The sequence below is a fragment of the Geminicoccaceae bacterium genome (genome assembly GCA_020638465.1).
GTDB lineage: Bacteria > Pseudomonadota > Alphaproteobacteria > Geminicoccales > Geminicoccaceae > JAGREO01.
In genome coordinates this window covers 1,678,075-1,690,506 of sequence record JACKIM010000002.1, presented here as the reverse complement: position 1 = coordinate 1,690,506, position 12,432 = coordinate 1,678,075, and the positions used below count along the sequence as shown (strand labels likewise).

9 protein-coding genes are annotated in these 12,432 nt (G+C 61.3%); 6 read left to right on the top strand and 3 right to left on the bottom strand.

The annotated features are described in order from the left end of the window. Window positions 1–22: 22 nt before the first annotated feature. A complete protein-coding gene (locus H6851_18210; protein ID MCB9945540.1) occupies window positions 23–1,606 on the bottom strand; it encodes an ABC transporter substrate-binding protein in 1,584 nt (527 codons plus the stop codon). 458 nt (window positions 1,607–2,064) lie between these two features. Between H6851_18210 and H6851_18205 the strand changes: the two genes are divergently transcribed. Continuing rightward, on the top strand, window positions 2,065–3,696 hold the full coding sequence (locus tag H6851_18205) for a hypothetical protein (protein MCB9945539.1): 1,632 nt from the start codon (window positions 2,065–2,067) through the stop codon (window positions 3,694–3,696). A 312-nt stretch (window positions 3,697–4,008) separates the two neighbouring features. Continuing rightward, window positions 4,009–4,737 carry a TerC family protein gene (locus H6851_18200; GenBank protein MCB9945538.1) on the top strand — a complete coding sequence of 243 codons (729 nt, stop codon included), beginning with the start codon at window positions 4,009–4,011 and terminating at the stop codon, window positions 4,735–4,737. Between the two features lie 48 nt (window positions 4,738–4,785). Here H6851_18200 and H6851_18195 read toward each other — a convergent pair whose 3' ends face one another. Next, window positions 4,786–6,114 carry a CZB domain-containing protein gene (locus tag H6851_18195; protein MCB9945537.1) on the bottom strand — a complete coding sequence of 443 codons (1,329 nt, stop codon included), beginning with the start codon at window positions 6,112–6,114 and terminating at the stop codon, window positions 4,786–4,788. Between the two features lie 213 nt (window positions 6,115–6,327). Next, window positions 6,328–7,329, bottom strand: a complete 1,002-nt coding sequence (locus H6851_18190) for a galactose mutarotase (protein ID MCB9945536.1) — start codon at window positions 7,327–7,329, stop codon at window positions 6,328–6,330. A 127-nt stretch (window positions 7,330–7,456) separates the two neighbouring features. Here H6851_18190 and H6851_18185 point away from each other — a divergent pair, with 127 nt between their 5' ends. From H6851_18185 to H6851_18170, 4 genes are all read left to right on the top strand, one after another. Then, window positions 7,457–8,386 carry a sulfotransferase gene (locus tag H6851_18185; GenBank protein MCB9945535.1) on the top strand — a complete coding sequence of 310 codons (930 nt, stop codon included), beginning with the start codon at window positions 7,457–7,459 and terminating at the stop codon, window positions 8,384–8,386. A gap of 211 nt (window positions 8,387–8,597) precedes the next feature. After that, complete coding sequence (locus H6851_18180) at window positions 8,598–9,722, top strand: nicotinate phosphoribosyltransferase (GenBank protein MCB9945534.1); 1,125 nt, start codon at window positions 8,598–8,600, stop codon at window positions 9,720–9,722. A 124-nt stretch (window positions 9,723–9,846) separates the two neighbouring features. Then, complete coding sequence (locus H6851_18175) at window positions 9,847–11,277, top strand: two-component sensor histidine kinase (protein ID MCB9945533.1); 1,431 nt, start codon at window positions 9,847–9,849, stop codon at window positions 11,275–11,277. A gap of 131 nt (window positions 11,278–11,408) precedes the next feature. Beyond that, window positions 11,409–12,428: a substrate-binding domain-containing protein gene (locus H6851_18170; GenBank protein MCB9945532.1), complete on the top strand. Its 1,020-nt coding sequence runs from the start codon at window positions 11,409–11,411 to the stop codon at window positions 12,426–12,428. The last annotated feature ends 4 nt before the right edge of the window (window positions 12,429–12,432 follow it).

Genomic DNA, 12,432 nt, shown 5'->3' with positions numbered 1-12,432 from the left:
GCCACCGACCTTTCCAGTGGTGCTATCGAAGGACGACCGTGCGCAGATCGACATCGTCGAACGGCCTTTGCTGCACGCTTTCCACCGTGTCCGTACGCACGCCCCATGACAACGCCTGCTGATGCAGCGGAAGATGACCGACATCGTCCTTGTGCAGTGCGAAGAGCCGATGAATCAGTTCGACGCGTTCGTCGGCATCAATTGTCACCGCGATCCTGTCCGCCAGACGTTCGATTTGCGGGTTGGTGTAACGGCCGCAGTTCCATGTGCCGCGAGCCTCTCCGTCGAGTGTCATGATATTCTGGATGACGTCGTAGGAATCGAACGTGCCGGGGGTCCAGCCGAGCAGGAAGAAACTGGTATCGTAGCCCTGCGAGGCGCCGACCTTGTTGAAAATCAGCGATTTGCTCTGGGCGTTCAGGGCCACGTCGATGCCGACGCGACGCAGCATCGGGACAATGGCGGTACAGATCGCCTCGTCGTTGACATACCGATCGTTGGGGCAGTCGAGAGTGACCGGAAAGCCCTGGGCATAACCGGCTTCAGCCAGCAGTTCCTTGGCGCGTGCCGGGTCGTAGGCATAGGGCGTGTTCAGGTCCTCGCTGAAACCGTTGACCCCCGGAGCGACCATCAGGCCCGTCGGTGTCGAGGCGCCGCGCATGACCACGCGATGAATGGCCTCGATGTCGATGGCATGGGCCACCGCCCTGCGTACCCGCACATCCTTGAACGGATTCCGGCCCGTGCCGGGCATGTCGAGCAGCTCGTCGCGATGCTGGTCGAAGCCAAGAAAGATGGTGCGAAGTTCGGGACCCTGCATCGACTGCACGTTCGGCTCCGCACCGATCCTGTCGATGTCCTGTAACGGGATCGGATAGGCAAGGTCGATCTCGCCCGACAGCAGCGCTGCCATGCGGGTTGTGTCATTGCCGATCGGCCGGTAGATCGCCCGGTCGACATTGTCGGTCCGCCGGTTCTGGTTCCACCAGTTCTCGAAGGGTTCCAGAACCACGCGATCGTCCGGAACCCACTCGACCAGCCTGAACGGGCCCGTGCCATTGGCATGCTGGTTGATGAAATTGCCACGGCCCGCGCCCCCGACGATCTCGAAGGCATCGTGGTCCTCGGTGAACTCCCGATCGACGATGTAGAAATTGGGCATGTTGAGCAACAGGACGGGGTCGGGTCCCCTGGTCTCGATTTCGACGGTGAAGTCGTCGATCTTGCGGACATCGGCGACCGTCGAGAGCGCGAAGGCCATTTGGGCTTCGGGCTGGGTCTGCCGCTTGAAGGAATAGACCACGTCGTCGGCATTGAACGGGCTGCCGTTGTGGAATGTCACGCCCTCGCGCAGCTTGAATTCCCACAGGGTATCGGACCTGTTCGTCCAGCTTACGGCAAGATCGGGTTCGAGCGAGAGATCGGGCGCGCGATGGATGAGACGACCATAGACATTGGCCTTGATCGCGTTCGTCGGGCCTTCATTGTTGCTATGCGGATCGAGCCCGAGAATATCTCCGGTGGTTGCGTATCGGAACACCTTCTCCTGAGCGCTGGCCTCACCGGTCGCACCGACAAGGGCCAGTACCGTTGCAACGGCGATCATCCAGCGACAGGGCATTGTCCGGGCCTCCTGGTTCTTCGTCTGTCAATCGTGATGACCCGTTCATGGCTATCGCGATTGCAACAGGCTAGCAAGAACTGCTGATTATTTTGCGGATAGGGATTTTCCATTCTGAAGTTCAAGGAGAGTCCGGATGAATTTGCCGTTGCGAGAATGTCATGACAAGGCAGGAGCAGGCATGCGCGATTACAACAGGGACGGGGGCAATGGTGCCTTTCCCCCGGAATCAATGTGAAGTTGTCATGCGGTCCATGTAGAAAATTACGGTGAGTTGATGTGATGCATTCATTCGTCAACTTTGCGGTGAACGAAACAAGTTCAGATCACCCCTTTCGCAACTCTGGAAACCATCGGACGGGTGCTGCGTGATGACTGGGAAGATATTGAAATTCACTCCCTCTTTCAGGGAAGTATTGCCAATCGCAATGGGAATGTTCCTTTTGGCATCGGAAACCGGAAATGCCCTGCCGCCGTCGAACGACCTGCAGGCATTCACTGCCCACCGGAACATCATCCATGTGGCTTCCTCGTGCAGTATCATCGCCAGCAAGATCGGCAAGCTCATGCAGCACGAGGATTTCGACAAGGATCCGCAGCCGGGATGGATCGTGAGGACCATGGCGCTCTACCAGAGCGAGAAGAAGGCGGCTGGATGCTCTTCGGGCGGCACGCCCGTTACCGGTTCATCCTCGCCCGAGACCCCGAGTCCGGTCGTGCTGGTGACGAGTGGCAATCCGGGCTCCTGCGACGCCGGGCAGGCGGCCCGGATTACGAACAAGATCGACAAGCTCAAGCAGCACAGGAATTTTGGCGACAATCCCCAGCCCGGGTGGATCGTGAGGACCATGGCGCTCTATCAGAGCGAGATGAAGGCCGCCGGATGCTCGTCTTCCGGAAAGACCACGCCCACCAACGGCAGCACACCGAATCCCCCGACTGTGACGCCGGTGGCCAGCGGCGATGCGGGCTCGTGCAACAGTGCGAAGGCGGCCCTTGTCACGACCAAGATCGACAAGCTCAAGCAGCACAGGAATTTTGGCGACAATCCCCAGCCCGGGTGGATCGTGAGGACCATGGCGCTCTATCAGAGCGAGATGAAGGCCGCCGGATGTTCGTCTTCCGGAAAGACCACGCCCACCAACGGATCTCCCGGCGGCGAGATCGGCCCCGTTCCGACGGGCACGCTTCCCTGGCGCTCCGGCATGTCGTGCACGCGGCTGAAGGATGCGGGAATATGGCGGGGCACGCCGATGACCGCCGCCATCGGCTGGGCACCGCACAAGAAAGGCTGGGAAGAAATGCTTGCCTACTTTTCCGGCTCGAACATGGAGAAATTCATCAATGCTAGGAAAAGCAAGGCACTGCCCTCCATCGGCCTGCCGATGATGCCGGCGTCGCACAGTGGTCAACTGGACAATTGCGCTGCCGGAAAATTCGACAATTACTTCACGAAGTTTGCCACCATCCTGAAGAATCGCGGCCTGGGCGACATCGCCCTGCGCGTCGGCTGGGAAGCCAACCTGCAGAGTTATCCATGGATCGCCGAACACAACATCGCCGGCTACAAGGCGTGCTACCGGCGCATCGTGAAGACATTGCGGGCGGTGTCGCCGGACTTCATCTTCGACTGGCACAACGGCAAGCGAACCCGGTTCGCCAATACGCCCGCCGACCTCTATCCCGGTGACGATGTCGTCGATATCGTCGGCCTCAGCTACTATGACCGCGACCTCAACAACAGGACCCAGGCCGACTGGGACCGGAGTGCCAGCGACGGGTCGGTGACCAATCCGCACGGCATCGAGACATGGCTGGCCTTTGCAAAGTCGCACGGCAAGAAACTGGGTGTTGCCGAATGGGGAATCACCAATCGCGGCGACACTCCCTACTACCAGGGCAGCGGCGACAACGCACTCTACATCAAGAACATGTATAATTTCTTCAAGAAGAATGCCAAGGACATCGCCTACGAATCGTACTTCAACTGCGTTCAGGGCAACCCGCAAGTCTACATTCTCTATCCGTCGAACTACAACCCGCTGTCGAGCGCGATGTATCGTTCGTTGTTTTAGAACCCACGGTCTGCGGTGGCCTGGTCGTTGGTCTATCCCGCGACATTCTCCTTTCGGGAAAGGTTGCCATGTTCTGAGTTTCCACCGCCATTCCACCGGCGGTGTGGCGGGAAGTGCAGCCTGTTTCAGTGTGATGACGCAGTTGTGATGGCGGGCGGGGCGCCGGATTTTTCCGGCGATTGCCTGTGAATATGGCCGTAACGCTCGCCGACGGGGCGGAAAAATCAATCTCGGGCAGCGGGGGTACCACTGGCATCGCGTGCCGGTGCATCCTATCTGATCGGGGTCCGCAACATGGAAGGGGATGTCTGGATGCTCGCGCTTGTCAACGATCCTGCGGTATGGGCCAGCTTCGGGACGCTTGTCCTGCTCGAGATCATCCTGGGCGTCGATAACATCATCTTCATCTCGATCATTGCCGGCCGCCTGCCGGAAGAGCAGCGGCCGCGCGCGCGCTACCTCGGCCTGTCGGGTGCGCTGGTGATGCGGATCATCCTCCTCGCCTCGATCACCTGGATCATGGGGCTGACCGCAACCGTCTTTTCGGCATTCGGAATCGATTTCTCCTGGCGGGATCTCATCCTGCTCGGCGGCGGTCTGTTCCTGATCTACAAGGCCACCGGTGAAATTTATGCGGAAGTTGAAGGTAACCATATCGAGAGCAATGCCGGCGGGCAGGCCAGCTTCTCGACCGTCATTCTCCAGATCATCGTCGTCGATCTGGTCTTTTCCATCGATTCGGTCATTACCGCGGTGGGGATCGCCGACCATCTCGAAGTCATGATCGCTGCGGTGATCATCTCGGTTCTGGTCATGATGGTCGCGGCTACGCCCATTGCGGCATTCATCGAAAAACATCCCTCGACGAAGATGCTGGCGCTGGCATTCCTTGTCATGGTCGGCATGGCGCTGATGGCCGATGGCGCCCATTTCCATGTCGAGCGAGGGTTCATCTACGCGGCCATGGTCTTCTCGCTGTTCGTCGAGGCAATGAACCTGTTGCGCGGCAAGCGGGCGAGAAAGCGTTTCATGGAGCCCTGAGGACGGGCACGGGCTGAACCAGCCGATTCCCGACCGGGACCGGCTGGTTCAGCCCAGCATCTTGTGGTCGAGAATATCGAGGCAACGCAGGACTTCCGCCGACTCCTCCTCCACCTGGGCGATATAGTCGAGAGCTGTCGAAAGGTCGCCTTCGGCGAAGGACCTGGCTGCGCGCTTGCCGCTGTCATGGATCTTTTCGTGATGGCTCTCCATCTGGCGAAATTCCGGCAGGCTTCGCCAATCGGCGGATTCATCGCTGTAGTACCATTTGCCCAGCCGGCAAGAGCGATGATCAGCCAGTTCGTCGCTCCGCAAACGGGTCCGGCCGACAGCCATGTCGATCAGCTGCTTCTTCCACGCCACATGGTCGGCCTTCGCCAGCTTGATCACCTTGCCGGGCAGGTTCACGGCACCGAAACGCTGCATGGTTTCGGACAGATTGTCCTGCAACGTGTCCATGTCGTCGACGAGACCGGTCACGCCCAGGGTATTGTCGCTCGTGCGCCGGGCGATCTGGCCGATTGCGGCTGCCACCTCGGCGGCGGCCTGATTCTGTTCGTCAAGGATTTCAGCGATACTGTTCATCCGCTCGTCGATGATCTGGACCTGCTGATCGACGATCGTCATGGAGTGGGAGAGGGCATTGATCGACTGTTCGCCAAGGCTGACCTCCTCGCAACTGGTCTCCATCATCGCCGCGGTCGTCAACATCTCGTCCTGCAGTTCGGTGATGCTGGAACGGATGCTCGATGTGGCCTGTGCCGTCTGATCGCTCAGGGCCTTGACCTCGCCCGCCACGACTGCGAATCCCCTTCCGGCCTCGCCGGCGCGGGCGGCCTCGATGGTGGCATTCAGGGCCAGGAGATTGGTCTTCTTGGCGATGTCGGCTATGGTGTCGACGATCGTGCCGATCTCCCTTGAGCTTCGTGCCAATTGCGATATGCGCTCGCTGGTATCGCGGATGGAGCGGGTCATGCCGCTGATCGTTTCCTTCACCGCATGGCCGTTCGACATGCCCTGTGTGACCCCGATCCGGGCTTCCCTTGCCTCGCCTGCGGCACTTCTCGCCTGATCGGAAATCTGTTCGACCGAAGCCAGCATTTCATTGCTCGCGGCGGCGATGCCCTGGGCGTGTTCATCGGTCTCGCGGACATTGTCGAAAATCCGGGCGGCACGGATGGTCGAATTCATGTTGCTGGTGCTGTATTCGACGATGTCGTCGAGCCGCTCGCGGGCTTCATCGCGGCGTATCTCGACAAGTCGGGCAAGCTTGCGGCCAAGCTCGGTGCCCGGGTCGAATTCGACCGTAAGGTCGCCGGCGATCAGCCTGTCCAGCTGGTCGAGTACCTGTCGCGATGCATGGATTCCAAAACGCACCTGGATCGTCCTCCGGGGTTCGAATACATGCTGTTTAGATAATGACAGTTAATTTTGTGCGAATTTTGCGGGATCGACGGAGTACTATCCGAAGGCTGTCGGAAAAAATCTTCGCTGTCGCTTGCGGCGAGGGTCCAAGTCCCACGCCTGCGGACCAGGCGAAGCGCTGGCCCGTCGCGGGCGAGGTGACGGTTCGCTGGTAACGGCGATCCGTCAGTCCCAGTCGAAAATGTGCCGCATGAGGTGCCTGTAGGTCTCGCCGGGGCGCAGTATGATCCCCGGAAAGTTGGGATGGTTGGGGGCATCGGGATACCCCTCAGTTTCGAGACAGATGCCGGAACGGGAGGGAAATCTCGTTCCGTCGCTGGCGGTTATGTCCATCTTGTATCCTGTATAAACCTGCACTGCGGGCTGGTTCGCCATGAGCTCCATCCGGCAGCGACCGTCGCCTGAGGTCAGGTCCGCCACCCGGCGCATGCCGGAGCCCTCCGTCAGGATGAAGGCATGGTCGACGCGGCCTCCGGGAGCCTCGTCCACCCGTCTGGGCGAACGGAAATCCAGCACCGTTCCGGCCAGATCGGCGATCTCTCCAGTGGGGATCTGCGCCTCGTCGGTCGGCAGGTAGGCATCGGCATCAACCTGGAGCACGTGCGCGTCGATCGTGCCCCCGCCATCCAGATTCCAGTAGGTGTGGTGGATGAGGTTGAGCGGGGTGGGACGATCGCAGCGCCCGACCATTTCGATGTCGAGATGGTTGTCGTCCGTCAGGCTGTAGCGACAGGTGACGTCCAGATTGCCGGGATAACCCTGGTCGCCATCGGCCGAATGGATCGAGAGCATGACCGACCGGTCGCTGGCATCCTCGACCTTCCACACGCGCTTGGTCAGGCCCACGGGGCCGCCGTGGAGATGGGCGTTCCCGATCTCGTTGACGGGCAGTTCATACGTCCTGCCGTCGAGTACGAAGCGGCCCTGGGCGATGCGGTTGCCGACACGGCCGCACGTGGCGCCGAAATAGGGCGAACGTGCGGGATAGTCCTCGAATCGGGAAAATCCCAGCACTAGGCTCCGGTCGGTACCGCCCACCGGCGCAGTCAGGTCCTGCAGGACGGCACCCCAGTCCATGATCCGCGTTTTCATGCCGTTGGCATTGGAGAGTTCATAAAGGTGGACGGGCTGGCCGTCGAAGCTGCCGAATTCGATGCGTTCCGCCATTTTCCCTTGCTCCCCCTGTCGAATGTCCTGCGCAGGAATCCGCTATGCCTTAACCGAACGTTAAGGACAAGACGCGTATCGTTCGACGGCCTTGTGGAAAAGACGCCAACGAGACCGGACAAGCACGATGCTGGCGAGTGACGCCTTTCTGGACTTCATCTATGTCGGCACGCCCCGCGCCGGATCGACCTGGTTGCGCACGGTGCTCAACGAGCATCCGGAGATCCGCCTGCGCGATCAGCGCACCCTGCCGCCGAGCCTCGATTGCGACCCTTATATAAGCGCTCTCGACAGCCCATCGGGCCTGGATCGCTATCGCCGGCTTTTCGAGGGGGCGATGCCCTACACGGTGATCGGTGACGTGATACCCGGTTGCATCACCGATCCTTTCGCCGCCGGTCGGCTGGCCCGTCATTTCCCGAAGAGCAAGGTACTGGTATTCATCCGCGATCCGATCGATCTCATCCACTCGCTTCATCGACACGAGGTGCAGCGCACCGGCCGCAATATCGCCTTCGCCGAGCACCTGGCCGAGCGGCCGGACTGGCTGCAGTTCGGCCTCTATCACCGTCAGCTGCTACCCTATTTCGATTCCTTCGACGCCGACCAGATCTGCGTGGTCGTCTATGAGCGCTTCTTCGAGGACGAAGCGGCCCACCTGCCGCAATTGTTGCGCTTCCTCGACGTCGACGAGCGTTTCCGGCCTTCGGTCATGGGTTGCCACGTGTCCGAAAGACGGAAGGGATCGGTCAGTCTCAAGAGGCGCCTGTCGGATCTGATCGCGCCTCAGGCAGGCGGCTCCATGGGACATCTGGAAATCAGCTACAAGCCATGGCCACTCCCGCCGAAGGAACCGGTGGATGCCGGCATCCGCACCCGTCTTGCCGCCGCTCTGGATGCCGACATTGCCCGTCTGGAACGCGATCTGGGGCTTGACCTTTCGAGCTGGAGGGCCGGTCCGCAGCCCCGCGAGGAGGTCGCCAGCAATGTCATCCACCTGCCTGAGGCCCGTGCGGCCCTGCAGCGGATGCGCATGCGTGCATCGGCAGACGGCTGAGCCCGTACCCGGACGGGGCCATGCTGCGACCTTGCCGCGAGCGGTTGGCCTTGCCTTCCCGAACATCGCCTGACCTGCCGCGTCCCGCGTGAGCCCGAAACGGATCGGCGGGGCGTATTTCCATGTCCGTTCATGTTTTTGATGCGGCAGCACCGATTGACATCCGTCCCGCCCGGCTCTTAGCTCACTGGCGACAATGGGAGAGCGCTGTATGAACGGGCCGGCCAGCAACGACGTCGCCAGCTATACCGACAAGTATTTCGTCAAGACCCGTGCCGTCGTCGAGCGCTTCGGCGACGTGCGGGTCACCTATGCCGTATTCATGCGCCGTCCGGTGTTGTTCACGCCCCGCATCGCGGTGGGCTGGCTCACGAGCATTGCCGAAGAGCGCGGTGTGACGTTCGACATCCACATGCTGCACAATGAAGGCGGGTGGGTCGGTGCCGGCGAACCGCTGATGTACATTCATGGCTCGTTCCGCGAACTGAGCGACCTTGAGACGATTTTCCTGCAGAAGCTGGGCCCGCCCTGTGTCGCGGCCTTCAATGCCTATACCATGTGCACCGATCTGCCGTATGTGGGCTTCCTCGGCATGGATGCGCGCCATTGCGCCGGTGCCGAGATGGCCGAGATGATGGCCTATGCCGCCAGCATCGGTTCGGCACGGGCGCGGCGGGAGCGCAATGCGAAGGGCTTCATCGGCAACGCCAACGATGCCACCGCCCATTTCTTCGGCCAGAAGAAGGGGCTTGGGACCATGCCGCATGCGCTCATCGGCTATGCCGGTAGCACGCTGCGCGCAGCCGAGATGTTTCACGAGACATTCCCCGATGACAGTCTTTATGTCCTTGTCGACTATTTCGGTCACGAGGTGACCGACGCGCTCGCGGTCTGTCAGCGGTTTCCGGAGCTGGCGGCGCAGGGACGGCTGGGCGTTCGCCTCGATACCCATGGCGGACGCTTCATGGAGGAGCTCGACACAGCCCAGTCCTATGCCGTCCTCGACCGGGACGCCCCCGATGCGATCCGCACCTATCGCACCGAGGAGGAATTGCGCTGGCTGACCGGTACCGGTGTAACCGCCGCGGCACTGTTCCACATGCGCCAGCGTCTTGACTCCGCCGGTTTCGACAAGGTCAAGATCATCGCCAGTTCGGGATTCAATCCTTCCAAATGCAAGCTCATGGCCAGTGTTCGTGCACCGGTCGATATTATCGGCACCGGTAGTTATCTGCCGGAACGATGGACGGAAACCTACGCGACAGCCGATGTCATCGCCTATGGCGATATACGGCGGGTGAAGGTTGGCCGTGAATTCCTGTTCCCGGCAGACTGATATCCCGCACGGGAGATCGTGTCGGAAAGCTGCCATGGTTTTCGTGGAGCGGGCTTGGTCATGACGCGTGTTCCGGGTTTAGTGCACCACTGCGGAATATCCTTGGCGGGGTCCTGTGCAGGTTGTGAAATCACAGCAGTTCTGGCGGAGTGTCCTGATTGCCTGTCTCACCGCGGCCATTCCGCTGTTCATCCTGGAATTGATCGGCCGGCTGGACATGCTTGTCTGTCTCGCGATCGCAGGAAGCTCGGGAATTGCCGTCGCCGTGGCGACGCTGGTGAACATGCGCGAATTAGAAGGCGGGCGCCGCTGGCTGGAAAGTCTGAGCACCGGCGATGAGCGGGGCATGTCCGGCGAACTGGGCGAGGCGGTGGCGACACGGATCGCGCCCGCGGCACTGGGCATCCAGCGGGCGCGCCTGCGGGCCGAACGGCAGGCCGGTCGGGAGCAGCAGAACTTTCGCGAGCTTCTGGGGATCATCGCCGATCCGGTCCTTTTGATCGGCAGCGACGATACCATCATGGATGCCAATGATGCGGCGCGGCGATCCTTCAGCCAGCTCGGTCATTCCACACCGATCAGCCGTCTTTTCCGGGATCCCGGCCTCCTGCAGGCGCTGACTGCCGCCCGGGACATGCGGCAGACCAGCCAACTGGCCTTCACGCCGGCGGCATCGCCCGAACGCCGTTTCGGTGCCCGGCTGGCATCCGTGGCGCTTCCCGACGGTGGCCAGGGCGTATTGCTGCTGTTGCGCGAGGAGGGCGAACAGGTGATGATCGAGCGGATGCGCTCCGATTTCATCGCCAATGTCAGCCATGAGTTGCGTACGCCGCTCGCATCCATTTCGGGTTTCATCGAAACCCTGCAGGGACCGGCGCGCAACGATACCGACGCCCGCATCAACTTTCTCGAGATCATGGCCGGCGAGGCCGCGCGCATGCGTCGCCTGGTCGACGACCTGCTGTCATTGTCGCGCATAGAGGTGGCGTCGAGCCAGCCTCCCGACGAGCCATGCGATGTGGATGAGCTGATTGGCGAGGTGATTGCGCGCCTCCGACCGGTTGCCGATGCCGCCCGGGTGCAGCTCGTCCGGGAGGGGGGAAGGGACCTGCCGGTGATCCTTGCCGACCATGACCAGCTGTATCAGGCTCTTGTCAATCTCATCGAGAATGCGATCAAATACGGTGGGCAACAGAAGGCGGTTCGTATCCATGCGCGTGCCCATACCCGGGCACCCGCGCAGGCGGGCCCGCTCGCGGGCTCGCGGGCGCTGGAGATCTCGGTCATCGATGAGGGGCCGGGGATCGCCAGCGAGCATCTGGCCCGGCTCACCGAACGCTTCTACCGTGTCGACAAGGCACGTTCGCGCAGTGTCGGCGGCACGGGCCTCGGGCTCGCCATCGTCAAGCATATCGTGCGCCGGCATCAGGGGCACCTGGCCATTGCCAGCGTCATCGGCGAGGGAAGCTGCTTTTCCATCTATCTGCCCGACCGCGATATTCCCGTTGCCGATGACCCGCCGCCCGGCAGGGAGAGGCTTCAGGCGCGCACCTGATCTGCCACCGCGTGCCGGGCGCACCGGAGTACATGTCATTATATTGTCATATTCCATGCGTATCAGGACCTCGCCCTCGGACCAGCAGGGGGCTCCGAAACAGGACGTCTCGACCTTTGGAGGTCCCAGTCATGCGCAAGATCCTTCTTTCCGCGGTTGCCTTGAGCGCCATCCTCGCGACCGGCGAGGCTCAGGCCCGCGACCAGATCCGCATCGTCGGATCCTCGACCGTGTTCCCGTTCTCCACCGCCGTTGCCGAGCATTTCGGCAACAAGACCAGCTTTCCCACGCCCGTGGTCGAGAGCACCGGGTCCGGCGGAGGGCTCAAGCTGTTCTGCGAGGGGGTTGGCGAAGGCACGCCCGACATCACCAACTCCTCGCGACGGATCAAGGCTTCCGAGGTCGAGACCTGCGCCAAGAACGGCGTGAAGGATGTCACCGAGGTCAAGGTCGGCTTTGACGGCATCGTGCTGGCCAACAGCAAGAACGGCCCCTTGTTCGATGTCACTCGCGAACAGATCTTCCTGGCGCTGGCCAAGCAGGTTCCGGTCGACGGCAAGCTGGTGGATAACCCCTACAGCAACTGGCACGAGATCGACGATTCGCTTCCCGACGAGAAGATCGAGGTTCTGGGTCCGCCGCCCACCTCCGGCACGCGCGACGCCTTTGTCGAGCTGGTGATGGACCACGCCTGCGAGACCTTTCCCGAGATCGAGGCGCTCGACGATGACGCCAGGAAGGCCGCCTGCGGCAGCATGCGCGAGGATGGTGCTTTCATCGAGGCCGGTGAGAACGACAACCTCATCGTCAACAAGCTTGAGGAAAACCCGGTCGCCCTGGGCATTTTCGGTTTTAGTTTCCTCGACCAGAATACCGACAACATCCAGGGCAGCCGGGTCGACGGCATCGAGCCCACCTTCGAGAACATTGCCGATGGTGAATATCCAGTATCGCGTTCACTCTACTTCTACGTCAAGAATGCGCATGTCGACGTGGTTCCCGGAATTCGCGAGTATATCGCCGAGTTCACCAGCGATGCCGCGTCGGGTGAGGATGGCTATCTCGCGGACAAGGGATTGATCCCGCTTCCCGAAGAGGAGCGTGAGAAGGTCCGTTCGGAGGCCAACAACCTGCAGCCGCTCAGCCTCTGATCGG

Bases quoted from the DNA above. Each gene is read 5' to 3' on its own strand.
- H6851_18185 (MCB9945535.1), top strand. From the start codon at position 7,457: ATGCTGGCGAGTGACGCCTTTCTGGACTTCATCTATGTCGGCACGCCC.
- H6851_18200 (MCB9945538.1), top strand. From the start codon at position 4,009: ATGCTCGCGCTTGTCAACGATCCTGCGGTATGGGCCAGCTTCGGGACG.
- H6851_18210 (MCB9945540.1), bottom strand. From the start codon at position 1,606: ATGATCGCCGTTGCAACGGTACTGGCCCTTGTCGGTGCGACCGGTGAG.
- H6851_18190 (MCB9945536.1), bottom strand. From the start codon at position 7,329: ATGGCGGAACGCATCGAATTCGGCAGCTTCGACGGCCAGCCCGTCCAC.
- H6851_18180 (MCB9945534.1), top strand. From the start codon at position 8,598: ATGAACGGGCCGGCCAGCAACGACGTCGCCAGCTATACCGACAAGTAT.
- H6851_18170 (MCB9945532.1), top strand. From the start codon at position 11,409: ATGCGCAAGATCCTTCTTTCCGCGGTTGCCTTGAGCGCCATCCTCGCG.